We start from the raw sequence: 26205 nt of genomic DNA on the forward strand, positions 1-26205 counted from the left end.
CCGTGGGCGGGAAAACTCCCGCCCATCGAAGATGCCCCAAGGGGCACTCCCTTTCGTCGGGCGTAGGACGCAAGGGCATTAGCCCGCGCAGGGCCTCAATCGCTTCCGGCCGAGATCAATGCCTTGGACAGCAAGTCTTTGAACTGGTCCAGTTCCTCTGCCTTCAGACCTTTAAGCAGCCCCGACTGGGTGGCCACATGCGCCTCCAGGGCCTCGTCGATCAGCGCACCGCCCTTTTCGGTTAAGGCAATCAGGAAACTGCGGCTGTCCGCCGGGTTCACCTTGCGGCGCACCAGCCCGTCTGCCTCCAGCCGGTCAATCCGGTTGGTCATCGTGCCCGAAGCCACCATCGTCGCCTTCAAGAGATCCCCCGGAGACAATTCATGTGGCGCGCCCGCCCTGCGCAGCGTCGCCAGCACGTCGAATTTGGCGGCGTTGAGACCAAAACGTTGAAACGTCCTCTGCATCTCTGCCTGATAGGCAAGATAAAGGCGCCCCACCCGGCCGATTATTCCCATGGCGGACACATCAAGGTCCGGCCGCTCCCGTTCCCATTGCTGGGTGACAAAATCCACATGATCCATCTTTCCTGTTTTGCGGAGAGACATCTTGACGTCAAGATTAAATATTGTTACTTCGATGTCGAGATAATTTTGGAGAAGACCCCATGCTGTCCCGCGACCTCTTTCTGACCGCGCTGGCCCCTGCCATTTGGGGCAGCAGCTATATCGTGACGACCAACCTATTGCCCGGTCATTCGCCCTTTGTCGTGGCGCTACTGCGCGCCTTGCCGGCGGGGCTGTTGCTGCTCCTCTTCGTGCGCAGGCTGCCACCGCTCAACTGGGTGCCAAAGCTCATGGTGCTTGGCGCGCTGAATTTCTCTCTGTTCTGGAGCTTCCTGTTTCTCTCCGCCTACCGCCTGCCTGGCGGGGTGGCTGCGACCCTGGGCGCGATACAGCCGCTGGTCGTGGTCTTCCTGTCGGCGCTGGTTCTGCAATCGCCCATCAGGCCTGCGTCGCTCCTGGCCGCGGCGCTCAGCATCGCAGGGGTTGCCCTGCTGGTGCTGACGCCCGCGGCACAGCTGGACATGATCGGAGTTCTGGCAGGCCTTGCTGGCGCCCTGTCTATGGCGGCCGGGGTTGTGCTGACCCGCAAATGGCAGCCGCCGGTGCCGCCACTGACCTTTACCGCCTGGCAGCTGACTGCAGGGGGTATCCTGCTGATGCCCGTCACGCTTTGGGCAGTGCCCGAGATGCCGGTCTTCACCGCAGAGAACATCCTGGGCCTTGCCTATATGAGCCTGATCGGCGGCGCGCTGACCTATATTCTGTGGTTCCGGGGCTTGTCGCGCATCGAACCCTCAGCCGTATCGCTTCTGGGGGTACTCAGCCCGCTGACGGCTGTCATCCTGGGCTGGCTCTGGATGCAGGAAACCCTCAGCATCTACCAGCTGACCGGCGCCATCTTCGCCCTGTTCAGCGTCTGGCTGGGTCAGGCTGCAACCAAACCGGCACGCCCGCGCCCCGCGCCTGCGGAGTAACCCCGTCTGCTACTGCGGCGCCAAAGGCACACAGGCCTTGCCGCGGTGACAGTCCAGCACCTGTTTGCGAAAGGCGTGGCTATTGCCGCCAAAGGTAAAACTGCCGCAGGGATCGAAACGGACGATCAGATCCCTGCCGCGCTGCTCGGCAAAGATCAGGTACTCGACACCGGATTTCGCGCTACCGCACCATGGTCCCATGCATTGCACCTCGATCACCACATCCGCGCGCACGGCCTGGTCGAAATCCCGCGCCCCCAGAAGCTCCCCGTTGAAACTGCCCCTAAACTGCGTCACCGGCGGGGCCGCATTGGGGTTTCCGGCAGGCGGTCGTGGCAGGCGACGTTCATCAAAAGACAGGCGCCCCTGCAGGATTGCGTAGGAGCGGTTGGAATTCGCCGCCGCAAGATAGGCGTCCGGAACGCCCCAGGGCACACAGCTGAGCGCGGAAGCAGAGGTGGCAGCGCCGAGCGCCACACAGGATACAAACAACGACGCCGCCCGGCAAACCAACTTGGGAAGTCGTACCATTCTATAAGTACCTTTCGAATTCCTCGACCACCCGCGCATAGACCTCGCGCTTGAAGGGGACGATCTTCTCCACCAGATGCTCTACCGGCTGCCAGCACCAGGCGGAAAATTCCGGATGTTCGGTGTCGATTCTGACCTGATCGTCGCTGCCCAGAAACCGCATCAGGTACCATTTCTGCTCTTGCCCGCGATAACGCCCACCCCAGAAGCTGGGCACCACGTCATGTGGCAGATCATAGGGCAACCAGCCTTCCGATTCGGCGATGATCTCGACCAGAGAGGGCAGAACGCCGGTTTCTTCCTCCAGTTCCCGCAGGGCCGCGGTGCGCGGGTCCTCACCCTCGTCGATCCCGCCCTGCGGCATCTGCCAGGCATCCTTGTAGCGGTCTGCGCGCTGTCCGACAAAGACCGCCCCGTCGGTGTTTATCATCATTACGCCGACGTTGCGGCGATAGGGCAGCTTGGAGATGTCTTCCGGTGTCATAGGCATTCCCTGGGTCTGTTCCCGGCGATTAGACCTGCTGCCGCCGGGGCACGCAAGGGGGTGACGCCGCGTTGACAGGTGACAAACGCCCGCCGTGGCGCGATCCTGCCCGGCAAACGATAGGGAGAGTGTCATGACTGCGTACCCAAACCTTCTGGCGCCGCTGGATCTTGGCTTTACCACGCTGAAAAACCGCGTGCTGATGGGGTCCATGCATACGGGCCTTGAGGAGACCCGCGACTGGAACCGGGTGGCGGAATTCTACGCCGAACGCGCAAGGGGCGGCGTCGCCCTGATGGTGACCGGTGGCATTGGTCCGAACCTCGAAGGCTCGGTCCTGCCCGGGGCCGCGATGATGACCACCGAAGAGGACGTGAAGAACCACAGCATTGTCACGGATCGCGTGCACGAAGCAGGCGGCAAGATCGCCATGCAGATCCTGCACGCAGGCCGCTATGCCTATGGTCCGAAATGCGTTGCGCCCAGCGCCATCAAATCGCCGATCTCCCCCTTCCCGCCCAACGAACTGGACGAAGACGGGATCGAAAAACAGATCGCGGACATCGTGAACGCGGCCCGGCTGGCAAAAGAAGCAGGCTATGACGGGGTCGAGATCATGGGCTCCGAAGGGTATTTCCTGAACCAGTTCCTGGTCACCCATACCAACAAGCGCACCGACCGCTGGGGCGGATCCTATGAAAACCGCATGCGCCTGCCGATCGAGGTGGTGCGCCGCACCCGCGCGGCCGTCGGCAGCGAGTTCATCATCATCTACCGCCTGTCGATGATCGATCTGGTGCCCGATGGCTCCACTCATGATGAAGTGGTTCAGCTGGCGCAGGAGATTGAGCAGGCGGGCGCTACGATCATCAACACTGGCATCGGCTGGCACGAGGCCCGCATTCCCACCATCGCCACATCGGTGCCGCGCGCGGCCTTTGCCTGGGTCACCAAGAAACTGATGGGCAAGGTTTCCATCCCCGTCGTCACCTCGAACCGGATCAACACGCCCGAGGTCGCCGAGGATGTTTTGGAAACCGGCTGCGCCGACATGGTGTCGATGGCCCGCCCGCTGCTTGCGGATGCGCATTTCGTGTCCAAGGCCGAAGCCGGGCAAGCCAGCCATATCGCGCCCTGCATCGCCTGCAATCAGGCCTGTCTGGATCACACGTTCGGGGGCAAGCTCACGTCCTGCCTGGTGAACCCGCAGGCCTGCCACGAGACCGAACTGGTGATCGAAAAGGCCGCTACGCCCAAAACTGTCGCCATCGTGGGCGCTGGTCCTGCGGGTCTCTCTACCGCCCTCACCGCTGCTGAGCGCGGACACAAGGTGACGCTGTTTGACAAGGCGGATGAAATCGGCGGCCAGCTCAACATGGCCAAGCAGGTGCCCGGTAAGGAAGAATTCTGGGGGCTGGTAGACTGGTACCGCAGCATGGTGGCCGATGCGGACATCACGCTGGAACTGGGCCGCGAGGCCCAAGCCGAGGATCTGACCGAGTTTGACGAGGTGGTGATCGCAACCGGCGTCATCCCGCGCGATCCGGGTATACCCGGGCAGGACCGCGACAACGTGCTGAGCTATATCGATGTGCTGCGGGGCAAGGCCCCGGTGGGCGAGCGCGTCGCGGTGATCGGCGCGGGCGGCATCGGTTTTGACGTCTCCGAATACCTGCTGCACGAAGGCGCAAGCCCGACCGAAGACCTGCCGCTCTGGATGAAGGAATGGGGCGTCACCGACCCCGCCGAGCACCGCTCCGGCCTCGCCCCCGAAGGGCCGCAGCCCGAGGCACCGGCACGCCACGTCACCCTGCTGCAGCGCAAAGCGGAGCGTCACGGCAAAAGGCTCGGCAAGACCACCGGCTGGATCCACCGCGCTGCGCTGAAGATGAAGGAGGTCGAATTCGTCGGCGGCGTGAACTATGAGCGGATCGACGATGCGGGCCTGCACGTCAGCTTTGGCGAGGCACGGGAAAACCCGACCGTGATCCCGGCCGACACCATCGTGCTTTGCGCGGGTCAGCTTTCGGAACGCACGCTGGCCGATGCGCTGGCGGCGAAAGACATCACCGCCCATGTGATCGGTGGCGCCGATGTCGCAGCGGAACTCGATGCCAAACGGGCGATCAACCAAGGCACCCGCCTCGCCGCCACCCTATGACGGGTCCGGCAGGTCACGATCAGCAGCGGCGCGCTCCCGCATCCGCTGGCAGCCCGATTGCACCGCCCCACTTGGCGGCCTTGGGCGTGGCACCGCGCGATGCGCGGTGCCACGCCCAACGGGAGCTGGTCTTTTTGAAAAGATCAGACGACGAGCGGGAGAAACGCGCTTTTTTGTCGCTATGATGGCTCACCTCTCCAAGCCTCAAGCGGATCGGAAATCCTGCCCTACAGGCGCATTCTACGGCCTGTTCAGCCGTGTACCTCGAGGCTGTCTTCAGGCGCCTGATCCCGCTCTTCCATACCATAGTCCCGGATCACCCCGGCCACGCGCAGGCGATACCCGGCAAAGAGATTGTCGCGTCCCTGTTTCTGTGCGCCCCGATGTTCAGACAGTGCGCGCCAGCGCGCCACCGCCTCTTCATCCTCCCAGAAGGACAGCGACAGCAGCTTTTCGGGGTTCGTCAGGCTCTGAAACCGTTCGACCGAGATGAACCCCTCCATATCCTCCAACAGCTCCCGCATCCGGGCTGCGACCTGCAGATAAGGTTCCTTCTTGCCTGGCGCCGGTGTGACTTCGAAAATAACCGCGATCATGCGCTGTCTCCATGTGGTTCAGAAACCCGTTTGAGCCACGTCCTGTCCTCGCGGACAAGGAATTTCTCCCGCTGGGCAAATGCGTAGTTCTCCCGCCCCAGAGGATCCTCGGCCAGACGGGCCCGGTACTCTTCATAGGCGGCAAGACTGTCCACGTTATAGATCCCGTAGGCCAGCGTCGACGACCCTTCGTGCGGCGCGAAATAGCCGATCAGGTCAGCGCCACAGCGCGGGATCGCCTGCCCCCAGTTGCGGGCGTATTGCGCAAAATTATCGTGCTGGGTGGGGTCGATGTGATAGCGGATGACGCAGGTCAGCATTGGAAACTCCTCTTGAGATCGTGATTGGGTGACGGGGAATTACCGCCCCTTGCCCGGCAAAGGCTTCGGTGCAGAGCGAAGCATCGCCTTTTGTCCAGCCCCGGCCTCCCCCACACCTTGGGAATTCGTTTCGCAAGCGTAAACGATGCAGTAAAAACCCCGCAATTATCCCAAGCTTGCCCCGTTCTTGCCCGAATTGCCCGGCAAACCATGATGTCAGACAACAGGACGAGGACGGGCAACGATGGATCGACTGACCGAAATGGAGGCCTTCGCAAACGTTGTGGACCAAGGCGGGTTCACCGATGCGGCGCGCAAGATGGGGATCTCCAAATCCGCTGTATCCAAACACGTTTCCAGCCTCGAAGCCCGGCTTGGCGCACGTCTTCTGAACCGCACAACCCGGCGGGTGTCGCCCACCGAAATCGGGCTGGCCTATTACGACCGGGCGCGGCGCGTCCTGAATGATGCTGGCGAAGCCGATGCGCTGGTGACCTCGATGCAATCCGCGCCCTCGGGCCTGCTGCGGATCTCGGTTGCCACCGATTTCGGCGTCAATCACCTGTCGCCGGTCCTGTCCGAATTCCTGCGCGATTTCCCCGAGATCACCGTCAACATGGTGCTGAACAACCGCTATGTCGAACTGATCTCGGAAGGTTTTGATATGGCGCTACGGATCGGCGAGCTGGAAGACAGCTCGCTCAGAGCCCGCAAGCTGACCGAAACCACCAAACGTATGATCGCCTCGCCCGCCTATCTGGAGCAATACGGGCGGCCGCAAAAGATCGACGATCTGAACACCCACAAGCTGCTGCATTATTCCAACCAGTCGAGTGGCAATGTCTGGAAGATCACCGCCCCCTCTGGCGAGAAACGTCAGGTTCGCACCACCGGCTGGCTGTCGGTGAACGACGGGCAATCGCTTCTGAACGCGGCCATCTCCGGCCTCGGCATCGCCTACCTGCCTAGCTACCTCTACTCGGAAGCCATGTCAGAGGGGTTGATCGAAGACGTGATGCCCAACCTGCCGGTCGAGACTCTGGGCATCTATGCCGTCTACCCGCCTGGGAAATTCACCCAGCCCAAGGTGCGCGCCTTCATTGATTTCCTTGTCCATGCCTTTGCCGACCGCGACCCGGTGAAGTGGTGACTGGCCCCTGAAACACACGACCCTCCCTCGTGAAACTGCCCCCCGCACACTGCGGGGGGCTTTTTTGTCTTGGGAGCAAGATCTCAGATCTCGATCACCAAATGCGGCGTCCCGTCCGAGGTCCGCTCCCGCGAGGTGCCGGAGGGACCAACGGTGCCCCGGATCCGTTTACGGAAGTTCGAGAAACTGTCGAATGTGACCACGTCGACTGCCTCGTCGAGATCCAGTTCTAGCCGGAACCAACCGGGCCGCAGCATCTCAACGGCCAGCACCGTCGCCGCAAAGGGCTGCGACAGATAGGTCCCCTCAATCCGCCCGCCGGGGGTAAATCCCTCTGGCGGCCGGTTGCCCATCGCGGCGTGAAAGGTATTCCAGTCGCGAACCCCATGCTGACGTGCCACCAGCTCAAGGCTCTGACTGTGGCTGATCTCGCGCCCTTCGGCCTCCAGCCCCGTGCGCAGACGTTTGGCCTGTGCTTTGGCCTCAACCAGTGTCGGAAGTGTTGCGCTCATGACCGCGCCTCCTCGGTTGTCGTAAATACGCCCCAGCTGAGCCGGGTGCGGCGCGCCCGAGCCCACAGGACCCAGACCGCCAACAGCAGCAGCAGAACCTCAGCCGCTGGCCCCGCCCACCATATCGCCATTTCACCAAACCACAGCGGCAAGGCAAAGGTCAGCGGAATGGCGAATGCGAATGGCTTTGACAGGCTCAGCACAGCGGCGCGGCGCGCGTCTCCGATGGCCTGGAAATGGGCCGCCAGCATCATCAGAGGCCCCGACAGGACAAACAAGGCCAGCATTACCGGCATGATAACGGCCACCTTTGCCACCACGGCAGGGTCGGTCACAAAGGCCGCTGCGATCTGCGGCGCAAACAGGCTGAACACCGCCTGCACAGACAGGCAGAACCCCAGTGCCACCAGAACAGCGATCTGCAGACTGTTATCACTGCGCTGCCACAGCGCCGCGCCAAAGTTGTTGCCGGTGATCGTCTGCATCGCTTGCGACACCCCCAAGAGCGGCAGGAAGGCAAAGGTGACGACCCGCGTCACGATCCCATAGGCTGTGACCGTAACCTCGTAGTCCGGGCTACCGACCATCTGCAGCGCCGTCAGGATTGCCGAGGAGCCAAGCGCAATACCAATAAAGCCAAGGCTTTGCGGGGCGCCCAGCGCCAGAATGCGCCCGCTGCCCTGTAGGATCACGTTGCGCAGCACCATGACCGGATGCAGCAGGGTGCCCCGGCTGTGACGATAGGCAAGGATCACGCCCAGCGCCAAAAGCTGCGCCTCGACCGTGCCGTAGGCCGAACCGGCAACGCCAAGATCCAGCACCGCGATCATCAGGTAGTTGAAGCCGATATTGCCAATCGACACCAGCAGGCTCATCGCCGCCATCATGCCCACGTGGCCTTCGTTGCGCAGGGCATCGGAGTTGACCGCCAGCACAAAGGTCAACGGCGTGGCAAAGATCAGGATGGCAAGATAGCTGGCCGACAATTCGGCAAGCGCGCTGTCGCCGCCGGTGACCAGCCAGATCAGCTGCCCACCAAAGCCGAGGTAAAGCAGGATCAGTATGCCCCCCACGACTAGGGCCAGCCAATGCGCAGCGACATAGATACTCTCGGCCTCATCAAAGCGGGAGCCGCCAAGGTGGCGGGCCAGAAGGCTCGACATGCCGGCAGAGACCAGCGTGGCGCAGGCCACGATCAGCATGTAAAACGGAAACACCACGGTGACCGCCGCCAGCGCCTGCGGGCCGACGAAATGCCCCAGAAACAGGGCATCAGCGACCGTCAGAAGGCCGTTCATGCTCATGACGAATATGATGGGTATCGCGGTTTTCGCGAAAATGACCGGCAATCGCCCGGTCAGAAATGTATTGGGAGTCGGATCTTGCATCGCTCTGAAGCCCTCATGCGTCGATCTCGCTCAATGGATGGGACCCGCGTTACCACCCGCGCGAGACGCGGAGAAGGTGACAGAAACAATAGCAATAAACAGAACTTCACCTCGACGAGTACACGTCTGCGGGGGGCGGGCGTCTGCGGCCTGCCCTTGGGGTAGAGCAGGCTTTTGCGCCGGTCAAGCCCTTTTCCGGTGGCCAGTGATGGCCCTGCCTCAGGGTTTTGGCCGTGGCAGCAACACCGCCTCGACCCGGCGGTTTGCCTCCCGCCCTTCGGCCGTGAGGTTCGATGCGACCGGCACCAGATAGCCGACACCGGCCACCTCAATCCGGGTTTCATCCACCCCGGACTTCTCCACAAGATGGGTCTTCACGGCCTCGGCCCGGCGCCGCGACAGGTCGGTATTGTCCTGCAGCCCGCCAACCGTATCGGTGTGACCAACCACAACCACGGAATAGTCGGGAAATTCGGCTAGGAATTCGGCAAGTGCTTTCAGGCTTTCATAATTTCCCTGGCCCAGCGCCACATCTCCGGTCCCGAAATCAAGCCCCGGCAGGATCGCCCGGCCCTGCTCCAGCAATGCCTGCGCCAGATCGGTAGGGTCGGCATCTGGCAGGCTTTCGGTGCCTGCTCCGACAGCTTCTGCCGTCTCGGCCTGCTCTGCTGGAATGGATGGGGCCAGTTCCAGCGCCGCGGCTTCGGGCGGTGAGACCTCGATGATCTGAAGATAGGCCGAGGTGCCACTGCGCGAGGCCAGCAGAGTCACGGCGCTCTCCCCCTTCACGGCGGACAGGAAGTGATAATCGCCAATGCTGACGGCCATATCCGGGGCTGGAACCACCTCAATGCCGAATCGGAAATCAAAGCCGCCGCACTGGCGCGCCTCGCATTGAAAGAGCAGCTCGTATCCTGTCTCCAGCAACTGCTCCCGCAATGGCGCCAGAACCTGCAAAACGGTCGCCTCGCCCCGGATCCGATAGGTGCGGCGCAAAATCCGCCCTTCGATCGCGCGGGACGGCACCCCATCGGCGCCCACAGGGCCGGTTGGCAAGGCATAGGTGCCCAGTGGGGTTTCCCGCAGCGCCAGCGCCTGGGCGCCGACCGGTAAGGACATTTCAGCCTGGGCCAAAGGTGCCGAGACAAAAAGCGCGGCCCCGACAAACAGGGCCGCCGCCAATGATATGAAAAACCGCCCAATCACCGGTACTGGGCGTGGTAATCGTCGTTCGGGACCATAGCGGTGCCGCTGGCCACCCGGTTTGTCATGTTGAAGAAGGCTGCCACATTGGCAATGTCCCAGATGTCACGATCGCTGAAACCAACATCACGCAGGGCCTGCCGGTCGGCCTCTTCGACCTCGGCGCTGGCGCGGGTCAGTTGCAGGGCAAAATCAAGCATCGCCCGCTGGCGCGCATCCAGCGGCGCGACCCGGTAGTTCATCACCAGCATCTCGCCCAGCTTGGGATCACCCGACAGCTGACGCACCGCCGCGCCATGTGCCGCAAGGCAGTAGAAACAGCGGTTGTAGGAAGACACCACCACCGCGATCATCTCCCGCTCCAGCTTGCTCAGGTTGCTGTCGCCCAGCATCAGATCGTTATAAAGCGCGGTGAATGTGTTCAGCTTTTCGATGTCAAAGGCATGCGCCCGCAGCACATTGGGCACCATGCCCAGTTTGTCCTGACAGATATCGAAATACTTCTGCGTCGCAGGCGGCAGCGGATCCACCTGCGGCAGGTCAAGCGCTGTTGGGTTTTGCTGATCGGTCATGGTCTTCTTTCTCCTCCCTCAAGGTTTGTGCCTGTAGTGGTACTGCCCGCTGCAGGTCATTCCAAGTGAGGCATAAAGACCATTTGCCCCGGCGTTCGCCTTGGTACAGACCAGCGCTAACTCGCGCGCGCCCTGTTCAGCCGCCCAAAAGGCCGCCTGCCGCACCATCCATGCGCCCATCCCCTTGCGCCGCTGATGCGGCAGGATTTCCAGCGCGTGCACCATGGCAACCTCATCGTGGATAGCCACGAACCCCGCCCCGGCGGGTTTGTCGTTGAACCGCCCAAGCAGTGCCGTCTTCGGCCCCGGTGCGCGCTCCATCACCGCCATACGCCCCGGCCCGATGCCACCCGCGATCCAGATCTCGCGCTGGATTTCCAGCGGCTCCCAAACGCAGAAGGTGGTGACCCGCGGGATCGGCACATCGGTCAGCTTTGCCGGTGGGCAGGTCCAGATATTGACCGGATCCTTGATCTCATACTCCAGCGCCGCCAACTGCGCATCCAGCACATCATCGCCATCGCGGATCATGAACAGGGGCTCCTGCCCCATGGCGCGCATGGCCTCTTCGGCAGCGGCAATCTGATCCTTGTTGACCGGACCATTGGTGGTGGCCGCCGATACCCGGCTGCCGCCACCCTGCCCTTCGCGCAGGGTGATTGGGCCAAGATCGCGTTTTGAGGCCGCTGGCCAGGTACCATCAACCACAGCGTAATACAGGGGATCGGTGCTCACAGGTCCAGCTCCCGTGCAAGGCGCGTGACCGCCACGTCGACGCGGGCGCCATCGGCGCCGCGCACAACCACATTGGCCCCAAAAGCCCCGTCCTTCTGAAACGGGTAGCAGCCGATCGACAGATCAGAGAAATCCGCTGCAAGCGCCGAAAGATTGCCTGCGATCTCGCCCTCGCCGCGCATCACGCGCAGGGTCTGTGACAACAGCGGGCTGCCACCGGTCAGGGTGGGCAGGACGCTGGCCACCATCGCCTCGAACACAGACGGGACCCCGGCCATCACATGCACGTTCTTGAGCGTAAAGCCCGGCGCCGCCGACACCGGATTGTCGATCAGCGCAGCGCCATCCGGGATGCGGGCCATGCGCAGGCGTGCTTCGTTCAGCTCGGTTCCCGATTTGTCGTAATGGGCCTGCAGGATCGCGCGGGCGTCATCCCGGACATCCAGATGCGCGCCAAATGCCTTGGCGATGCAATCGGCGGTGATGTCATCATGGGTTGGCCCGATACCGCCACTGGTGAAGACATGGTCATGGGTTTCTGACAGCGCGGTGACACCTGCGATAATCGCCACCTCGTCATCGCTGATCATGCGAACTTCGCGCAGGTCGATGCCGTGTTTGGTCAACTCTCCGGCCAGAAAATGCATGTTCGAATCGCGCGTGCGCCCCGACAGGATTTCGTCCCCGATAACCAGCATTGCAGCGGTTGGATTGCCCATGGCGCCTCTCCTCTTGATCCGGTGTTAAGGCAGGTATAGGCCCAAGAACATGCGCTTTGGAACCCCTCTGATCCCCGCCCGGCTGATCCGCCGCTACAAACGTTTCCTTGCCGACTGTCGGCTGGAGGATGGACGCGAGATCACTGCCCATTGCGCCAACCCCGGATCGATGATGGGGTTGGCTGAACCTGGGATGAAAATCTGGCTGGAGCCGAACGACGATCCGAAGAAGAAACTGAAATACGGCTGGCGCCTGGTCGATCACGAAAACGGCCATTTCACCGGCGTCGACACATCGGTTCCGAACCGCGCATTGAAAGCCGCGCTGGAGGCCCGCGAGATTGCCGAGCTTGCCGCCTATGAAACCGTGCGGGCCGAGGTGAAATACGGCGAGAAGAGCCGCATCGATTTCCTACTGAGCCAGCCAGGTCTGCCCGATTGCTATGTCGAGGTGAAAAGCGTGACGCTATCGCGTCAGTCAGGTCTGGCGGAATTTCCCGACAGCGTTACCGCGCGTGGCACCAAACATCTGGGGGAGCTGGCCAATATGGTGGCCGAAGGGCACCGGGCGGTGATGCTCTACCTCGTGCAGCGCACCGATTGCGACCACTTCCAATTGGCTGCGGATATTGACCCGGCCTACGCCGCAGCCTTTGATGCGGCTCAGGCCGCTGGTGTCGAACGGCTGGTCTGCACCACGCGGATTTCGCCCGATGGCGTCCGGGTGGAGGCAGCCAAAAGGCTGCGCTCCTGAGTTCTTGGGACGGGCTAACCTCAGCCCATGACGTAAAAGCAGAGCTTGTTGCCGTCGGGGTCCCGCACATAGGCGCCGTAGAAGAAGTCCGGCACACGCTGGCCCGGTTCGCCTTCGTCAGTAGCGCCCAGGCTGATGGCCTTGTCATACATCACCTGAACATTGTCCTTATTCCCGGCCGGGAAAGCCAGCATGCCGCCGTTGCCGCTGGTGCAGACTTCGCCGTTGTGGGGCGTGCAAACGGCCAGCATCGGCGCCGCGCGGTCCTTGCCGATAAAGGCGATGCGGCCTGCGTCCATAAGAACCTTGGCTTCTTCAGCCGCAAAGAGTTCGGTGTAGAAATTTTTGGCGTTCTCCATATCCGAGACACCAATCGTGACATAGCCGATCATTATGTTTTCCTGTCGTTGATTTCAGATTCGGTCGCACGCTCGGGGAAAGCTGTAGCGTATTCAAATCACGAAACCGGCACCTGCAGGTCCGCCCCTGCCTGCCTGATATGCAGGGGATGCAGCGGCCTTGTCGTCACTGCACCGCCCCCTCTGGCCCTTTTGGCCAAGACCGCTTACATAGCAAGACAACAACACCCGAGGGAGCTCCGCCCGATGAGATCGAAAGACGGCCGCACCACCAAGGACGGCATCCGCATTCACGAACCCGCCGATTTTGCGGGCATGCACACGGCAGGCGCTCTGGCCGCACGCATTCTGGATGATATTGCCCCCCATGTCTTTCCCGGCCAGACCACTGGCGAAATTGACCGCATCATCACCCAGATGGTCGAGGATGCAGGCGCGAAATCCGCCACCATCGGCTACAAGGGCTACCAGCACGCCAGCTGCATTTCGGTGAACCACGTGGTCTGCCACGGCATTCCCGGTGACAAGAAGCTCAAGGACGGCGATATCCTCAACATCGATGTGACGGTGATCGTCGATGGCTGGTTTGGCGACACCAGCCGCATGTATGTGGCAGGCAAGCTGTCCCGCAAGGCCGAGCGGCTGATCCAGGTCACCCATGACGCCCTGATGAAGGGGATCGAAGCGGTGAAACCCGGAAACACCTTTGGCGATATCGGTCACACCATTCAGGCCTATGTAGAAGCCCAGCGCATGAGCGTGGTGCGCGATTTCTGCGGTCACGGTCTGGGACAGGTGTTTCACGCGCCGCCGAACGTGCTGCACTATGGCCGTCCCGGCACCGGTCCGGTTCTAGAGGAAGGCATGTTCTTCACCATCGAACCCATGGTGAACCTGGGCCGCGCCGAGACCAAGATCCTCGCCGATGAATGGACCGCCGTCACCCGCGACAAATCGCTGTCAGCACAGTTCGAACATTCGATCGGGGTTACCGCGGATGGGTTCGATATCTTCACCCTGTCGCCTGCGGGCAAGTTCCACCCGACCTACGGCTGATCAGGTTAGCCCAATCAGGGCTGGCACCTCCTGCATGCCGGTAAACACCTCTGCCCCCTGACCGGCCAGCTTTGCGCCCTGCCCGTGCGGCGCAAAGCCAAGGCAGCGCATCCCGGCCCGGGATGCGGCCTGCGCACCGGTCGCACTGTCCTCGATCACCAGACAGGAGCGCGCCTCTACCCCGAAATGGCTGGCCGCGGCCAGAAACAATCCTGGTTCCGGTTTCGCAACGCCCAGCGCATGGGCCGAGAACATCGCTTGCGGATGGAACCGCTCCCACAGCCCGTTCTGTCCGAGCGTGATGCGCATCTTCTCTTCGCTGCCGTTGGAGGCAACGCAAGTGGGAATGCTATGCTGATCGAGCCGCGCCAATAGATCCAGGATCCCCGGCACAAGCCCAACGCCTGCACGCAGCCGCGAATAGGTTTCGGCGTAGATTTCCTCGACCCAGTCCTGTGGCAGATCCGCGCCAAGCTTTCGCGCCTTGTCCATCACCCCCATCATGGTGCCGCCGACAAAATGCCCCATGGCCTCTGGCAGGGTCAGCGACAGGCCGTGGCGCGCCAAATTGTCCACCATGGCCTGATTGGACACGGTTTCGCTGTCCACCAGCACCCCGTCGCAGTCAAAGATCACCAATTGCGGCGTGGGAAATGTCTTGGGCATCTGAGGCTCCTTCAATGCAACCTGAACAAATACCGCTAAGCGCTACTGCCTGAACCGTCACATAGCAAATCTAACGCAGGCCATTTCCTGCCCACCCCATTTCAACCTGAAACACTTCGCCACATCAGGGAGATATGGGTATCGCCGTATTTGCGGCTGTCCTGCGCCTCATACCCCTCGGGCGGCGTCATCGGAGCATTTTCCTCCCACACGATCAGGGCGCCAGGCGCGATCCAGCCGCCAGCATCGGCTACGGCAAGCGCCTTTTGACCCAGATCTTTGCCATAGGGCGGATCGAGGAAGATCACGTCATAGGGGGCATCGGGGTTTTGCCCCACCTTCAACGCGCTGCGGCGGATCAGGGCCGTGCGATCCTCGGCCCGGCAAATACCGACATTCTTGCGGATCAGCCCCTGCGCCACGCGTCCGTCATCGACAAATGTGACCAAAGCCGCGCCGCGCGACAGCGCCTCAAGCCCCAGCGCGCCAGTTCCGGCAAAGAGATCCAGCACCCGGGCGCCGTCGATGGCACCGGTGTGCATCAGCACGTTGAACAGGCTTTCGCGCACCCGGTCGGTCGTCGGGCGCAGATGCGCCCCCGCATCGCCCTTGCCCACGGCCGCCAGCGCGCGGCCGCGAAACTCACCTGCGATGATCCTCATGCCCGCAGCAGCGGTTTCAAGTCTGCTTCAGGATCGGCGACCACGGATTTGTCAGCCGTCTTGCCCGCATCGATCAGCCGTTTGCCGACCATATAGGCGCGCGGATCGTTCATCGCGTCGACCGCCACCAGTTGATCGCCCTTGTAATACCAGAAGGACACGCTTTTCCCCTCGCCCTGACGGGTGACCACGTTGTCATAGCCGCTGTTGAGGCCCGCGATCTGCAATTTCACATCATATTGGTCGGACCAGAACCAAGGCTGTGCCACGTAATCCTTGCCTGCGCCCAGCATGTTCTGCGCCACGATTTCGGACTGGTCGATGGCATTGGGCACGCTTTCCAGCCGGATACGTTCCCCTTTGTAAGGGAACGAGGCGCAATCGCCCGCCGCCCAGATCGAAGGGTCCGAGGTCCGCCCCTGCGCATCGACCCGGATGCCGTTTTCAATCGTCAGCCCGGCCTGCTCGGCCAGGGTGGTCGCCGGGGCGATACCGACACCAACCACCACGAAACCCACGTCCAGCGTGCTACCATCGCCCAGAACCGCCCGCGCGACCTTTCCGTCTTCGCCTTCCAGCCGCTCCAGCCCCGTGCCTTCGCGGATGTCGACACCGTGCCCCTTGTGCAGGGCGCGGAAATAATCGGAGGTCTCGGGCGCTGCCACCCGTTGCAGGATGCGATCTGCCATCTCGACCAGGGTCACCGACAAGCCACGCTTGGCGCAGACGGCTGCGGCCTCCAGCCCGATATAGCCACCACCCACGATCAGCACCCGCTTGCCTGTCGTCACATGCGGCGCCATGGCGTCCACATCGGACAAGCCACGGACAACGAATACCCCATCAAGATCGCCGCCGATGGCAGCCGGAAGGCGACGCGGATCGGAACCGGTGGTCAGGGCCAGCTGATCATAGAAGATCACCTCATCCCCAAGGCTGACCGTCTTTGCCGCCGGATCAATCCCTGTGACGGCGGCGCCCAGTTTCAGGGTGATGTCATTGTCGGCGTAAAAACTCTCGGGACGCAGGAACAGGCGCTCTTTCTCCATCTCACCCAGCAGGTAGGCCTTGGACAGGGGTGGCCGCTGGTAAGGCAGCGCAGTTTCGGCTCCGATCAGGGTGATGTCACCGTCAAATCCATCTTTGCGCAATTTGGCCACAAGAGACGATCCCGCCTGCCCTGCTCCGATTACCACGATGTGGCTCATGTCCCCTCTTGCCTCCTGCGCATGTTCTGGTCACGGTCTGACCGGACCCTATATGGGGGACCATAGATAACGCAATCACGACAGAAGAGGAACGCGCGATGATTTCAGTCGGAGACACCCTGCCGGACGCCACCCTGGTGCAAATGGGGGCCGAAGGGCCCGAGCCGGTGCAGATGGCCGAGAGGGTCAAGGGCCGCAAGGTTGCCATCTTTGCCGTTCCGGGCGCCTTTACCCCGACCTGCCATTCCGCCCATGTGCCCAGCTTTATCCGCACCAAGGATCAGTTCGATGCCAAGGGCGTGGATGAGATCATCTGCATATCGGCGAACGATCCCTTCGTGATGAAGGCCTGGGGCGAAGCAACCGGCGCGGACAAAGCAGGTATCACCATGCTGGCCGACGCCCAAAGCGAATTTACCGATGCCATCGGCATGCGCTTTGATGCGCCGCCCGCCGGGCTGATCGGCCGCTCGCTGCGCTATGCGATGCTGGTCGAGGATGGCAAGGTGACGATCCTCAACCGCGAGGAAAACCCCGGCCAGTGCGAACTCTCTGCCGGTGAGGGCCTGCTCGACGCGATGGGCTGAGGCGGCGGTCTCTCCGCGGCACGGATGCGCCAGATCAGGATGGGGATGGCGCTCTTCGCCACCCCGAATTTCGGACCAACCCATCCGCAGAAAACTAATGCAGCCCGTTCATTTCGACCACTGGAACGGGCTGCATTTGTCAGATCGCGGCGCCTGATGGCGCGCCTCTGGAAATCGTTTCACCGGCCCGGCTTGCCCTGAAGCAGCCCGTGACCTTCGAACAAAACATTGTTTTTCAAGAATATATTTTTGTTAAACGTCCGCAAATTCCAAAGCGTCAGGTCCGCATTCCCTACCAAAAGTTCAACGCCTCGTTTGTCTGCGGCTCAGATTTGATGTTACGCTCCTCAAGGAGGAGACAGATCAAAAATCACTTTCACCCCAGTGATCGATATGTGATGGGCGGTTTTTCAACCCCGCCGGGGTCGGCTGCGACACATGAGCCGCCGAAATTTTCAAACTGAGAGAAAGGACAACCGAGTGTTCAAGAAAATCATGGCGCCGGTGGACTTGGCGCATCAAGGGCATCTTGAAAAGGCCCTAAAGTGCACGTCAGATCTCGCAAAGCATTACGGGGCAGAAGTCGTGTTTGTTGGGGTGACCGCCTCTACGCCCAGCGCCACTGCGCATAATCCGGCCGAATATGCCGTCAAGCTCGATGAATTCGCCAAGGCACAAGCGGCAGAGCACGGGTTCACCGCATCGGCAGTGCCGGTGGTCAGCCACGATCCGACCACGGATGTCGACGATGCGCTGCTGAAAGCCACCAAGGACACGGGTGCAGACCTGGTAGTGATGGCCAGCCATCTGCCCAATGTGCTCGACTATATCTGGCCCTCGAATGGCGGAAAAATTGCCGAGCATGCGAAATGTTCGGTGTTTGTCGTGCGCGGCTGACCACAGAGCCGCGAACAGCATTTGTAAGATCTGATAAAGGGAGGCCTCCAAAATGGCCGACGAAACGACCAACCAGGGCATACCCGAGCCCGAAGGGACAGCCGAAATCATCGATACCGACTACACGATTGGTCAGGACAATATCGAAACGACAGTTGGACCGTTCGGGCTCGATGTTCACAACCCGGTTTTCCTGATTTCCGGGCTTTCCATCGTAGCCTTCGTTTTCTACGCGCTGGCCCTGCCAGAGCAATCCGCCGATATCTTCGGCAGCTTGCGCCCCTATCTGACCAGCACCTTTGACTGGTTCTTCCTGGGCGCTGCCAACATTTTTGTCCTATTCTGCCTGCTGCTGATCGTGCTGCCTCTGGGCAAGGTGCGGCTTGGCGGTGCGGATGCGACACCGGATTACAGCTATATCGGCTGGTTCGCGATGCTGTTCGCCGCCGGCATGGGCATCGGCCTGATGTTCTATGGCGTTTCCGAACCGATGAGCCATTATTCGACCTCAATGGGTGGCATTGCCACTGGTGAGGATGGCGCGCGGACCGATTGGGCACCGCTGGGGGCAGCCGCCGGGGATCAGGCGGCTTCGGTCCGCCTGGGTATGGCAGCAACGATCTTCCACTGGGGACTGCACCCCTGGGCGATCTACGCGGTTGTCGCTCTGGCACTGGCGCTGTTTTCCTACAACAAGGGGTTGCCGCTCACCATTCGCTCGGCTTTCTACCCGATCCTGGGCGAACGTGTCTGGGGCTGGCCGGGGCACACCATCGACGTGCTGGCGGTTTTCGCCACCCTGTTTGGCCTTGCAACCTCGCTTGGTTTTGGCGCGACACAGGCGAATGCCGGTCTGAATGAGCTGTTCGACATCCCCGTGGGATCGACGACCGAGGTTGTTTTGATCACTGGCATCACAGCAATCGCACTGATCTCCGTGATCCGCGGCCTCGACGGCGGGGTGAAAGTGCTGTCCGAAATCAACATGGGGCTTGCGGCCCTGCTGTTGCTGTTCGTGTTGATCGCCGGACCCACGATCGCGATCCTGACCGGCTTCGTGGACAGCCTTGCTGCCTACATCCAGTATCTGCCCGCATTGTCCAACCCCATTGGCCGCGAAGACACCAACTTCAGCCAAGGCTGGACCGCCTTCTACTGGGCCTGGTGGATCAGCTGGTCGCCCTTTGTCGGCATGTTCATCGCCCGCGTCAGCCGTGGCCGCACCGTGCGTGAGTTCATCATTTGCGTACTGCTGATCCCCTCGATGGTCTGCGTTCTGTGGATGAGCGTCTTTGGCGGCACAGCCATCCAGCAGGTCATTCAGGATGGCGTCACCACAGTGACCGAAGCGCCGCTTGAGCTGAAACTGTTCAAGATGCTGGCCGAACTGCCGCTGGCCTCGATCACAAGCTTCCTTGGGATCATCCTGGTGGTCGTATTCTTTGTCACCTCTTCGGACTCCGGTTCGCTGGTGATCGATACCATCACCGCAGGCGGCAAGGTCGATGCGCCGGTCCCGCAGCGTGTGTTCTGGTGCGTCTTCGAGGGCGCCGTGGCGATTGCGCTTCTCATCGGCGGCGGACTGGCTTCGCTGCAGGCGATGGTCATCTCGACAGGCCTGCCATTTACCGTGGTGCTGCTTCTGATGTGCTGGGCGATCTGGCGCGGTCTGATCGCTGAAACCCGGGCGTAGACAACGCCCACATGTGAAAGAAAGGAAAGGGAGCCCGTATCAGGGCTCCCTTTTGCGTTGCCGTCTCGTTTGCCCTGCGGGCCTGTCATCAGACAGTCAGCGCAGAGTGTCCTGCCCCTGACGCATAGTCCTGCCGCTGTGAATCACGCCGCTCGGCTGCGACGCAGCCTCTTGGCGTCGACCTTAAGATGGTAAGCCTGACAGGTTTCCCCTTCGATTTCGAAGCGCAATCCGGCCGGGGTGATGTTGATCCCCGCCTGACGCGTCAGCAAAGCAGCCGAAACAGAGGTCAGGCAAAGGAACGCATCAATGTTCCAGTCCTTGGCCAGCCGGGCAAAGCTCACCCCCAACTGTCCGCGCACACGCATGCGTTCGCGGCTGCTGAGCGTATCATCGACGAAGACCCTACTGACCTCCCAGATCTTCGGGTCCTGTGGCGCGGGCGCATCCAGAATGTCCGCAGGAAGATCCGGCAACAGGCCCAGTTGCGCATCGCGCAGCATATAGCTGGCGCTGCCGCATTTTGCGGTGGTGGGCGTCACCCGGAAACCGCCATGGATCGTCATGCCATCATGAATCGCGCAATAGATGCTCTCCGGGGTATCATACTGATCAAACTCAAGCCCGCGCACGTTGGGCAGGTCCCAGCCGCGCGCCTCGATAAAATGATGATAACGCGCGCGCAGGAGCTCGGTGAACAAAGCACCGGTCTCTCCTAAGTTGTCGAACGATATTTCTGTCGACTGCATCGGGCTGTCCCGCCGCCTTTTTCCATAATCTCAATGTGGTGCTGAAAACTTTCAGCAAATTTGAATCAACTTTCACAAGAAATCGTAAATTTTAAATTAACCGTGATGAGGGTTACCCCTCTCATCACGCACAACTTTTAGGCAAGTGCGCGTTATACGCGCCTTTTCTCTAAAGGCCGCTCAAGGATGGGCGCAGTTCCGCCGAAGCCGAGGTAACAAACCGGCACAGGTCCGACCGGACAGATGTATTTCAGAGAATATGAAAGCGCCGTCGGACGCGGGCAGACTTTACCAGCAGGCCTGTATACCGTGGCGGAACGATCAGGCAGCAGGCACGCTCAGTACCGGAACCAGATCATTCCCCATGACATCGTTCAGGATCGAGCCTCTGACCAACGCCCGGCGCGCCATGGTCGGCGGGGCGCCATCAGGCGGCGCGTATGAAGCGTTCGGTTGCAACCCTTCGGATTTCAGATAGCAGCACGGACTTCTTGACCGGTTTTGCCAGATATCCAGCCGCCCCTAGCTTGAGGAACAATTCCTGGTCCTCTGGCGCAGCGTTGGCCGTCAGCATGATCACCGGCGTATTGCCGATCCTACCCCCACGGCGTGCCAGCTCCGCCAGGGTTTCGCGCCCGTCCATCACCGGCATCTTCATGTCGAGCAGCACAAGATCCACCGATCGTTTCTCAAGACAGGCCAGAGCTTCGACACCATTCCCTGCCTCGACAATCTCAACATCGCTGTTTTTCAAGAAGGCACGCACCACCACCCGGTTCGACGCGGTATCATCCACCAGCAAGATCGAGCGAACACCAAGATCGCTTCGGTCTTCAGCCGGAGTTTGCGGCGAAAGGGCCTCGATCTCCGAATTCTCAAGAACCCTGACCGGGCATGTAAAGGTGAAACAGCTTCCGCGGCCGGGGCTGCTCCTGACTGTGATTTCACCCTCCATCATATGTGCAAAACGCCGTGCAATCGACAGACCAAGACCCGTGCCCGGCACGCTGAGGGCGTTCTTGTCCTCTGCCCGGTAGAACTCCGTGAACAGTTGTGCGGTCTGATCCGGCGTCATGCCGCGTCCGGTATCCGACACCTCAACGGTGAGAACCGTCTGACCATCGACCTGTTCGCCGCGCGCCCCGACCAACACCTGACCCGTCTCGGTGTATTTGACCGCATTGGACACCAAGTTTCCGATAATCTGGCGGACACGCAGCGCGTCGAATTCCGCATAGGCAGGCACGTTGTCTTCGATATCGACGATCAGTTGCAGCCCCTTTTCATCGGCGGGCGCCCGGAACATTTCCACCGCGCTGGAGATTTCGGATCTTGGCTCCGCATTTGTCAGGTTCAGCTCGAACTGTCCGGATTCGATTTTCGCATGATCCAGAACATCGTCCAGAATACCGGTCAGCGCCTGGGCAGACTTACGCAGCAGATGGGTGCGTTCACGCAGCGTCTGCCGGTCGGTGCGTTCATCCTCGATCAGTTCGGACATGGCGCAAATGGCATTGAGAGGGGTGCGGATCTCATGGCTCATCGCCGCAAGGAACCGGCTCTTGGCACGGCTTCCGGCCTCTGCTTCGCGCAAGGCCTCGCGCAGGCGGCCGGTCAGCCGGTGCTGCACCCACATGGCATGCAGCATATAGGCCGACCCCAGAACCACCACGATGGTCGCGATCACAATCTCCACCGGGCTTGCGAAATTATAGAGGAAGCTACCAATCATATAGCCAAACACGCAGAGGATTGGCACCGCCGTCAGAATGCCAAAGAACATCCAGGCAGAGCGCGCCACCACACTGTGATTGAGCGCGATGATCAACAGCATTGAGCCCATCAGCTTGGGAAAGGGTTCTGACTGAAGAAACAGAAGCAGCGGGATCGCATTGAAGACCCAGACGCCAGCAAAGGCAGATCCGGCAAACAGAAGGACCGAACCGATTGTGACCTCTTTACTCAGCCTCTTGTAGACGTAGACCCCGATGATCTCGATCAGCCCATAGACCAGATATATGGTGGCCACCACTGGGATTGGCACGAAGAAAAGGGACAGGAGCGAGACAAGCGTAATCGACGCGAAACGGGATGGCAGATCCGCGCGGACGAGATCGTTCTGGGTAGCTATGGCGCTTTTGACGTCTGGCGGCAAAGCAAACATACGCATCCTCCTTCCATTGCCCGTTCCCTCGTTCCTTGTGATGGCTAACGGACGCCGAAGGTCTTCAATCGCCCATCGGACCACGGGCAACTGAAAAACTCTACGTTGAGATTACGGCCAAATGATGACCAATGTTCAAAATAACTCGCGCATACGGCGAATTATCGCCTATTTGCAGCCAATCGATGCAATCTCAGGCTGCGCACCCCGACGCCAAGCGATGTTCCAAAGCCTCCCTCGCATCCTTTTCCGGGAAAATTGTGACCGGAACGTCTCGCTTCGGATGTAGGGTGCTGGGTCTTGAGCATCGGACTTGAAACGAGTGCCGAGAGGTCACTCTATGGGCCACAAGTCCCTCTTTAGCCCCGCTATCTGTCACGCGGCGCTCCTGTCGTTGGGTACGATGAGAAGTTTGACGGTCAATTCGGAAATCAGGGGTTTGGACCGGTCGCCGACCGGTAACGCTGCAACTGCACCCCTGCTGGCTGTCAGGGCCGACCCGCCAATTCCGCAGCCAGGAAATCGTTGAACGCCATCACCTTAGCATCCGCGCTTAGGCGTGACGCGGCAAGCGTGTAGACCGTGCGTTCTGGCAGGTGCCAGTCTGGCAGAACCCGGACAATCCGGCCCGTCGCCTCAAGCGGGGCTGACAGGAAATTCGGCAAGCTGCCAATCCCCATGTCGGCCTTGATCATGTCACGCAGGACAATGCTGCTGCCAAGGCGCAGCTGGGGCGAAATCGGCACCGTAACCCGTCTTTGCGGCCCATTAAATTCCCAAGTCAGCGGAGTTTCAGCAAGGCTATAGGACAGTGTTCTGTGTCTTTTCAGATCCTCCGGAGCCTCAGGCTGGCCGCAATCTGCAAGATATTCGGGGCTGGCGAAAACACCCTGATGCACGGGCATAATTTTGCGCGCGATCAACCCCGAATCCGGCAGACTTGCACGGATGCGGATCGCCACATCAAAGCCGCCCTGAACCAGATCCAGCACGTTGTCGTCAAACACAAGCGACAGCTGCACGTCAGGATAGCGACTGGCGAACCGGGGCAACAAATCAGCCAGAACCGTCGTGCCAAAGGAATGCGGCGCATTGATCCGCAACTCGCCCCGCATCACCTGCGCCCCAGACCGCACCTGCTGCTCGGCCAGATCAACGGCCTGCAGGATGCGGTCGGCCTGCTCGTAATATAGCCGACCGTGTTCGGTCAGGGACATGCTGCGGGTGGTGCGCGTGATCAGCCTGCAGCCGAGGCTTTCTTCTAGCAGCTTCAGATCGCGGCTGAGCAAGCTGGACGACACGCCCAGATCCTCAGCCGCGCGCGCCATGCTGCCACGGTCGACAATGCGGCAGAAGGCCCGCATGACACCAAACTTGTCCATGGCTCTCTCCGTTGCTTCCCAGAAATAAAACACGATGGGCTAGCTCTGCAAAGCGCTTTGCCCGCGTACCGCTCCAGGCGTAGCCTGCTCAGAGATGTTCCACTTGCCGCGCGACAACGCGCAGATGCGACCGCAACTCATCGACAGAACCAGTCAGCAACCGCGTGCCCGTTGCAGCGATGATCAGGGTCGGTACGGCCTGCACGCCGTTCACCCGGGCAAAATGCCGATCAGCGTCGACCTGCCGGGCCACCGCCGGATCCTCCATGCGGCACTTGAACTGATCCGGGGTCAAACCCAGTTCCTGCGCCAGATCCACCAGCACCTTCGGGTCGGCGATATTGCGGGCTTCGCTCAGATGAGCCAGCTGGATCCGGTCGAACATCTCCCAGTGCAGTGCCTGACCACCAAAAGTTTCCGCCGCCTTGCACGCGAGCGCCGCGTTCATGCCATGGGGATAATCGAAACGGGCCGCCCGCATCGCGTTAATATTGATGTGTTCCGGCTGATCGCTGGCCGCACGGCAATGGCGCCAATGATCCAGAATGGTACTCCGCGCCGCCTCAGGGCTGCCCCAACGCTGTGCCATTTCCTGGCGGCTGGCCTGCAGCACGAAGGTCCGGTGACGAATATCGAGTTTGATTTCCTGTGCTACCGTGCGCAGGCGGGATGAAAGATTGAAACACCAGGCGCACACCGTGTCGTGGAAGAATTCGATCTTGATCGGTCTACTCATTTGAACATCCCCCCGATGTGCCAATCAGCGGCGCCCGGACGAATCTGCGACAGCGCGCGGTTGCCGTTCGATTGGAGGAGTAAAATGGCAGGGGGAGAAGCGAACATCGCGGGCCTCGCTGACGGTTTCAAAGGGAAGGCAAGACAATCCGCAGATCCCGCCGGAAGATTAACCGGGAAATTCGAAAGACAATCTCTCATCAGCTTCAAGAATGCCCACAGGTCTCCCCATCAGGCAGGAAGCGCACCCCAGTTGCCAAAAGGTCTTGCCCGGTCAGGAATTGGTATCCGCAGCCTTTGTCGCAATTGGTTGCGCCCCGGCCCAGGTTCCATCAGCAATCAATTCTGCGGAAACGGTTGTCAGGATTTCACTGACAGCCGATGCCGCGCGGGTCAGCGGCCGCGCGGTAGTGTGGGCTAGGTAAGTTCGGCGCCACAGCCCCGGTGCGTCGAACGGGCTAACCGACAAGCGCCCGGCGGAGGCCTCCTGTGCCACCGCGTGGAACGGCAACACCGAACACCCATAGCCCTGCTCAACCAACCGTTTGATATTGCTGTAACTGTCGACTTCGATATCGGGCGCGACCGAGATACCTTTCGCGCGCAGCTTTTCCTCCAGCATGGCGCGCAGCCCATGCGCGCCGCTAGGCAGGATCAGCGGAATATCCGCAAGGTGGTCAAGCGGGGTCGGCCCTGCCCCTGCCTGCTCGGGCGAGGCCAGCATCACCAGCTCTTCATCCAGCAGCGGTTCTGACCGCACCCCGGCTTCCCGCAATTCAGCATACAGAACCGCCAGATCGACACCGCCATCCAGCAGCCATTCGCGGACAAAGCCGCTCATCGCTTCGGCGATGACGATCTTAATCTTCGGATAGCGCGCGCGGCACCGCGCGATCAGCGGCACCGACAGAATACCGCTGATGGTCCCCGGCAGCCCCAGACGTACCGTTCCTGTTGGCTCCCGGCCCAGACTGCGCAGATCTTCTTCGGTGCGCTCCAGATCCATCAGAAGCGTTCGGGCGCGACGGGCAAGTAGTTCTCCTGCCTCTGTTGCGGTAACCCCCTGTGGCGCGCGCAGCAACAACGGCGTTCCAAGGGCTTCTTCCATATTGCGCACATGCAGGGACAAGGCAGGTTGCGCCACATTCACCCGCTGCGCTGCCCGAGTAAAAGAACCCTCTTCGACGATAGCCAGAAAGTATCGCAGCTGTCTCAGATCCACGATCCGCGCCCCATATACAAAAACGTTATATCTATAAGCGGCGCTGTTGCACAAATCGGGGTCTGAGCGTGGTTCCCCTTTCCCCGGACGGACCTATCCTACGGCCACAGTGACGGGTATGCCGAGCGCGGTGTAGCCGTTCAGCACGGCGATGCGAACT

General features: G+C 61.0%; 29 protein-coding genes. 9 read left to right on the forward strand and 20 right to left on the reverse strand.

Features of this window, described 5'->3' with window-relative positions; all coding sequences use genetic code 11:
• Window positions 1-95: 95 nt before the first annotated feature.
• Window positions 96-584, reverse strand: a complete 489-nt coding sequence (locus tag SM763_RS14660) for a MarR family winged helix-turn-helix transcriptional regulator (protein ID WP_368998996.1) — start codon at window positions 582-584, stop codon at window positions 96-98.
• A gap of 83 nt (window positions 585-667) precedes the next feature.
• Between SM763_RS14660 and SM763_RS14665 the strand changes: the two genes are divergently transcribed.
• Entirely contained in the window at window positions 668-1540 is an 873-nt protein-coding gene (locus tag SM763_RS14665; protein ID WP_368998977.1) for an EamA family transporter, read from the forward strand.
• A 9-nt stretch (window positions 1541-1549) separates the two neighbouring features.
• Here the strand turns inward: SM763_RS14665 and SM763_RS14670 are convergent, their stop codons facing one another.
• Together SM763_RS14670 and SM763_RS14675 are read right to left on the reverse strand one after the other, a co-directional pair.
• The gene (locus SM763_RS14670) at window positions 1550-2071 is read right to left on the reverse strand and encodes a hypothetical protein (RefSeq protein ID WP_368998978.1); all 522 of its coding nucleotides are present in this window, start codon (window positions 2069-2071) and stop codon (window positions 1550-1552) included.
• 1 nt (window position 2072) lies between these two features.
• The gene (locus SM763_RS14675) at window positions 2073-2555 is read right to left on the reverse strand and encodes an RNA pyrophosphohydrolase (protein ID WP_368998979.1); all 483 of its coding nucleotides are present in this window, start codon (window positions 2553-2555) and stop codon (window positions 2073-2075) included.
• 133 nt (window positions 2556-2688) lie between these two features.
• Here SM763_RS14675 and SM763_RS14680 point away from each other — a divergent pair, with 133 nt between their 5' ends.
• A complete protein-coding gene (locus SM763_RS14680; RefSeq protein WP_368998980.1) occupies window positions 2689-4716 on the forward strand; it encodes an FAD-dependent oxidoreductase in 2028 nt (675 codons plus the stop codon).
• A gap of 251 nt (window positions 4717-4967) precedes the next feature.
• Here the strand turns inward: SM763_RS14680 and SM763_RS14685 are convergent, their stop codons facing one another.
• A complete protein-coding gene (locus tag SM763_RS14685) occupies window positions 4968-5312 on the reverse strand; it encodes an antibiotic biosynthesis monooxygenase family protein (RefSeq protein ID WP_368998981.1) in 345 nt (114 codons plus the stop codon).
• Window positions 5309-5632 carry an NIPSNAP family protein gene (locus SM763_RS14690; RefSeq protein WP_368998982.1) on the reverse strand — a complete coding sequence of 108 codons (324 nt, stop codon included), beginning with the start codon at window positions 5630-5632 and terminating at the stop codon, window positions 5309-5311. Before SM763_RS14690 ends, SM763_RS14685 begins: the two co-directional genes overlap by 4 nt.
• Window positions 5633-5876: 244 nt before the next feature.
• Between SM763_RS14690 and SM763_RS14695 the strand changes: the two genes are divergently transcribed.
• Entirely contained in the window at window positions 5877-6782 is a 906-nt protein-coding gene (locus tag SM763_RS14695) for a LysR family transcriptional regulator (RefSeq protein WP_065271369.1), read from the forward strand.
• An 83-nt stretch (window positions 6783-6865) separates the two neighbouring features.
• Here SM763_RS14695 and SM763_RS14700 read toward each other — a convergent pair whose 3' ends face one another.
• The 6 genes from SM763_RS14700 to SM763_RS14725 all read right to left on the reverse strand — a co-directional run bounded on the left by SM763_RS14700 (window position 6866) and on the right by SM763_RS14725 (window position 11911).
• Window positions 6866-7294 (reverse strand): glyoxalase superfamily protein, encoded by a 429-nt coding sequence (locus SM763_RS14700; RefSeq protein ID WP_368998983.1) that lies wholly within the window; start codon window positions 7292-7294, stop codon window positions 6866-6868.
• Window positions 7291-8682 (reverse strand): MATE family efflux transporter, encoded by a 1392-nt coding sequence (locus SM763_RS14705; protein ID WP_368998984.1) that lies wholly within the window; start codon window positions 8680-8682, stop codon window positions 7291-7293. The genes SM763_RS14700 and SM763_RS14705 overlap by 4 nt, the downstream gene beginning before the upstream one ends.
• 219 nt (window positions 8683-8901) lie before the next feature.
• On the reverse strand, window positions 8902-9801 hold the full coding sequence (locus SM763_RS14710; RefSeq protein ID WP_065273582.1) for an OmpA family protein: 900 nt from the start codon (window positions 9799-9801) through the stop codon (window positions 8902-8904).
• A gap of 83 nt (window positions 9802-9884) precedes the next feature.
• Window positions 9885-10457 (reverse strand): peroxidase-related enzyme, encoded by a 573-nt coding sequence (locus tag SM763_RS14715; RefSeq protein ID WP_065271372.1) that lies wholly within the window; start codon window positions 10455-10457, stop codon window positions 9885-9887.
• Between the two features lie 18 nt (window positions 10458-10475).
• Window positions 10476-11192: a GNAT family N-acetyltransferase gene (locus SM763_RS14720; protein ID WP_274840164.1), complete on the reverse strand. Its 717-nt coding sequence runs from the start codon at window positions 11190-11192 to the stop codon at window positions 10476-10478.
• Window positions 11189-11911 (reverse strand): competence/damage-inducible protein A, encoded by a 723-nt coding sequence (locus tag SM763_RS14725; protein WP_065271374.1) that lies wholly within the window; start codon window positions 11909-11911, stop codon window positions 11189-11191. Before SM763_RS14725 ends, SM763_RS14720 begins: the two co-directional genes overlap by 4 nt.
• A gap of 49 nt (window positions 11912-11960) precedes the next feature.
• Here SM763_RS14725 and sfsA point away from each other — a divergent pair, with 49 nt between their 5' ends.
• Window positions 11961-12665: a DNA/RNA nuclease SfsA gene (sfsA, locus tag SM763_RS14730; protein ID WP_368998985.1), complete on the forward strand. Its 705-nt coding sequence runs from the start codon at window positions 11961-11963 to the stop codon at window positions 12663-12665.
• A gap of 20 nt (window positions 12666-12685) precedes the next feature.
• On the opposite strand, the gene SM763_RS14735 is transcribed toward sfsA, so the two are convergent.
• On the reverse strand, window positions 12686-13057 hold the full coding sequence (locus tag SM763_RS14735) for a VOC family protein (RefSeq protein ID WP_274829791.1): 372 nt from the start codon (window positions 13055-13057) through the stop codon (window positions 12686-12688).
• Between the two features lie 213 nt (window positions 13058-13270).
• Between SM763_RS14735 and map the strand changes: the two genes are divergently transcribed.
• Window positions 13271-14080, forward strand: a complete 810-nt coding sequence (gene map, locus SM763_RS14740; protein WP_065271377.1) for a type I methionyl aminopeptidase — start codon at window positions 13271-13273, stop codon at window positions 14078-14080.
• Here map and SM763_RS14745 read toward each other — a convergent pair whose 3' ends face one another.
• The 3 genes from SM763_RS14745 to SM763_RS14755 all read right to left on the reverse strand — a co-directional run bounded on the left by SM763_RS14745 (window position 14081) and on the right by SM763_RS14755 (window position 16616).
• Complete coding sequence (locus tag SM763_RS14745) at window positions 14081-14746, reverse strand: HAD family hydrolase (protein ID WP_368998986.1); 666 nt, start codon at window positions 14744-14746, stop codon at window positions 14081-14083. It lies immediately after the preceding gene.
• A gap of 101 nt (window positions 14747-14847) precedes the next feature.
• Window positions 14848-15408, reverse strand: a complete 561-nt coding sequence (gene rsmD / locus SM763_RS14750; RefSeq protein ID WP_368998987.1) for a 16S rRNA (guanine(966)-N(2))-methyltransferase RsmD — start codon at window positions 15406-15408, stop codon at window positions 14848-14850.
• Window positions 15405-16616, reverse strand: a complete 1212-nt coding sequence (locus tag SM763_RS14755; protein ID WP_368998988.1) for an NAD(P)/FAD-dependent oxidoreductase — start codon at window positions 16614-16616, stop codon at window positions 15405-15407. The genes rsmD and SM763_RS14755 overlap by 4 nt, the downstream gene beginning before the upstream one ends.
• 98 nt (window positions 16617-16714) lie before the next feature.
• Here SM763_RS14755 and SM763_RS14760 point away from each other — a divergent pair, with 98 nt between their 5' ends.
• From SM763_RS14760 to SM763_RS14775, 4 genes are all read left to right on the forward strand, one after another.
• Window positions 16715-17203, forward strand: a complete 489-nt coding sequence (locus SM763_RS14760) for a peroxiredoxin (RefSeq protein ID WP_065271381.1) — start codon at window positions 16715-16717, stop codon at window positions 17201-17203.
• Between the two features lie 209 nt (window positions 17204-17412).
• Entirely contained in the window at window positions 17413-17667 is a 255-nt protein-coding gene (locus SM763_RS14765; protein WP_133245361.1) for a hypothetical protein, read from the forward strand.
• A gap of 16 nt (window positions 17668-17683) precedes the next feature.
• Window positions 17684-18100 carry a universal stress protein gene (locus SM763_RS14770; protein ID WP_065271382.1) on the forward strand — a complete coding sequence of 139 codons (417 nt, stop codon included), beginning with the start codon at window positions 17684-17686 and terminating at the stop codon, window positions 18098-18100.
• Between the two features lie 52 nt (window positions 18101-18152).
• Window positions 18153-19793 carry a BCCT family transporter gene (locus tag SM763_RS14775; RefSeq protein WP_368998989.1) on the forward strand — a complete coding sequence of 547 codons (1641 nt, stop codon included), beginning with the start codon at window positions 18153-18155 and terminating at the stop codon, window positions 19791-19793.
• Window positions 19794-19936: 143 nt separating this feature from the next.
• On the opposite strand, the gene SM763_RS14780 is transcribed toward SM763_RS14775, so the two are convergent.
• From SM763_RS14780 to SM763_RS14800, 5 genes are all read right to left on the reverse strand, one after another.
• A complete protein-coding gene (locus SM763_RS14780; protein WP_065271384.1) occupies window positions 19937-20542 on the reverse strand; it encodes an acyl-homoserine-lactone synthase in 606 nt (201 codons plus the stop codon).
• A gap of 427 nt (window positions 20543-20969) precedes the next feature.
• A complete protein-coding gene (locus SM763_RS14785; RefSeq protein ID WP_274837256.1) occupies window positions 20970-22706 on the reverse strand; it encodes an ATP-binding protein in 1737 nt (578 codons plus the stop codon).
• Window positions 22707-23194: 488 nt separating this feature from the next.
• Window positions 23195-24088, reverse strand: coding sequence for a LysR family transcriptional regulator (locus SM763_RS14790; protein WP_065271385.1), 894 nt, complete (start codon window positions 24086-24088; stop codon window positions 23195-23197).
• An 88-nt stretch (window positions 24089-24176) separates the two neighbouring features.
• A complete protein-coding gene (locus tag SM763_RS14795; protein WP_368998990.1) occupies window positions 24177-24824 on the reverse strand; it encodes a DsbA family oxidoreductase in 648 nt (215 codons plus the stop codon).
• 273 nt (window positions 24825-25097) lie between these two features.
• Entirely contained in the window at window positions 25098-26045 is a 948-nt protein-coding gene (locus tag SM763_RS14800; RefSeq protein ID WP_368998991.1) for a LysR family transcriptional regulator, read from the reverse strand.
• Between the last annotated feature and the right edge of the window lie 160 nt (window positions 26046-26205).

The sequence above is a fragment of the Pseudophaeobacter sp. C1-32P7 genome, assembly GCF_041008775.1.
Taxonomy (GTDB): Bacteria; Pseudomonadota; Alphaproteobacteria; order Rhodobacterales; family Rhodobacteraceae; genus Phycobacter; species Phycobacter gallaeciensis_A.

Excerpts from the sequence above, each read along its gene's own strand:
- SM763_RS14690 (WP_368998982.1), bottom strand. The coding sequence starts at position 5,632 with ATGCTGACCTGCGTCATCCGCTATCACATCGACCCCACCCAGCACGAT.
- SM763_RS14755 (WP_368998988.1), bottom strand. The coding sequence starts at position 16,616 with ATGAGCCACATCGTGGTAATCGGAGCAGGGCAGGCGGGATCGTCTCTT.
- SM763_RS14780 (WP_065271384.1), bottom strand. The coding sequence starts at position 20,542 with ATGCAGTCGACAGAAATATCGTTCGACAACTTAGGAGAGACCGGTGCT.
- SM763_RS14710 (WP_065273582.1), bottom strand. The coding sequence starts at position 9,801 with ATGTCCTTACCGGTCGGCGCCCAGGCGCTGGCGCTGCGGGAAACCCCA.
- SM763_RS14785 (WP_274837256.1), bottom strand. The coding sequence starts at position 22,706 with ATGTTTGCTTTGCCGCCAGACGTCAAAAGCGCCATAGCTACCCAGAAC.
- SM763_RS14675 (WP_368998979.1), bottom strand. The coding sequence starts at position 2,555 with ATGACACCGGAAGACATCTCCAAGCTGCCCTATCGCCGCAACGTCGGC.
- map (WP_065271377.1), top strand. The coding sequence starts at position 13,271 with ATGAGATCGAAAGACGGCCGCACCACCAAGGACGGCATCCGCATTCAC.
- SM763_RS14745 (WP_368998986.1), bottom strand. The coding sequence starts at position 14,746 with ATGCCCAAGACATTTCCCACGCCGCAATTGGTGATCTTTGACTGCGAC.
- SM763_RS14680 (WP_368998980.1), top strand. The coding sequence starts at position 2,689 with ATGACTGCGTACCCAAACCTTCTGGCGCCGCTGGATCTTGGCTTTACC.
- SM763_RS14760 (WP_065271381.1), top strand. The coding sequence starts at position 16,715 with ATGATTTCAGTCGGAGACACCCTGCCGGACGCCACCCTGGTGCAAATG.
- SM763_RS14700 (WP_368998983.1), bottom strand. The coding sequence starts at position 7,294 with ATGAGCGCAACACTTCCGACACTGGTTGAGGCCAAAGCACAGGCCAAA.
- SM763_RS14795 (WP_368998990.1), bottom strand. The coding sequence starts at position 24,824 with ATGAGTAGACCGATCAAGATCGAATTCTTCCACGACACGGTGTGCGCC.
- SM763_RS14695 (WP_065271369.1), top strand. The coding sequence starts at position 5,877 with ATGGATCGACTGACCGAAATGGAGGCCTTCGCAAACGTTGTGGACCAA.
- sfsA (WP_368998985.1), top strand. The coding sequence starts at position 11,961 with ATGCGCTTTGGAACCCCTCTGATCCCCGCCCGGCTGATCCGCCGCTAC.
- SM763_RS14775 (WP_368998989.1), top strand. The coding sequence starts at position 18,153 with ATGGCCGACGAAACGACCAACCAGGGCATACCCGAGCCCGAAGGGACA.
- SM763_RS14685 (WP_368998981.1), bottom strand. The coding sequence starts at position 5,312 with ATGATCGCGGTTATTTTCGAAGTCACACCGGCGCCAGGCAAGAAGGAA.
- SM763_RS14670 (WP_368998978.1), bottom strand. The coding sequence starts at position 2,071 with ATGGTACGACTTCCCAAGTTGGTTTGCCGGGCGGCGTCGTTGTTTGTA.
- SM763_RS14735 (WP_274829791.1), bottom strand. The coding sequence starts at position 13,057 with ATGATCGGCTATGTCACGATTGGTGTCTCGGATATGGAGAACGCCAAA.
- rsmD (WP_368998987.1), bottom strand. The coding sequence starts at position 15,408 with ATGAGGATCATCGCAGGTGAGTTTCGCGGCCGCGCGCTGGCGGCCGTG.
- SM763_RS14715 (WP_065271372.1), bottom strand. The coding sequence starts at position 10,457 with ATGACCGATCAGCAAAACCCAACAGCGCTTGACCTGCCGCAGGTGGAT.
- SM763_RS14725 (WP_065271374.1), bottom strand. The coding sequence starts at position 11,911 with ATGGGCAATCCAACCGCTGCAATGCTGGTTATCGGGGACGAAATCCTG.
- SM763_RS14705 (WP_368998984.1), bottom strand. The coding sequence starts at position 8,682 with ATGCAAGATCCGACTCCCAATACATTTCTGACCGGGCGATTGCCGGTC.
- SM763_RS14660 (WP_368998996.1), bottom strand. The coding sequence starts at position 584 with ATGGATCATGTGGATTTTGTCACCCAGCAATGGGAACGGGAGCGGCCG.
- SM763_RS14665 (WP_368998977.1), top strand. The coding sequence starts at position 668 with ATGCTGTCCCGCGACCTCTTTCTGACCGCGCTGGCCCCTGCCATTTGG.
- SM763_RS14790 (WP_065271385.1), bottom strand. The coding sequence starts at position 24,088 with ATGGACAAGTTTGGTGTCATGCGGGCCTTCTGCCGCATTGTCGACCGT.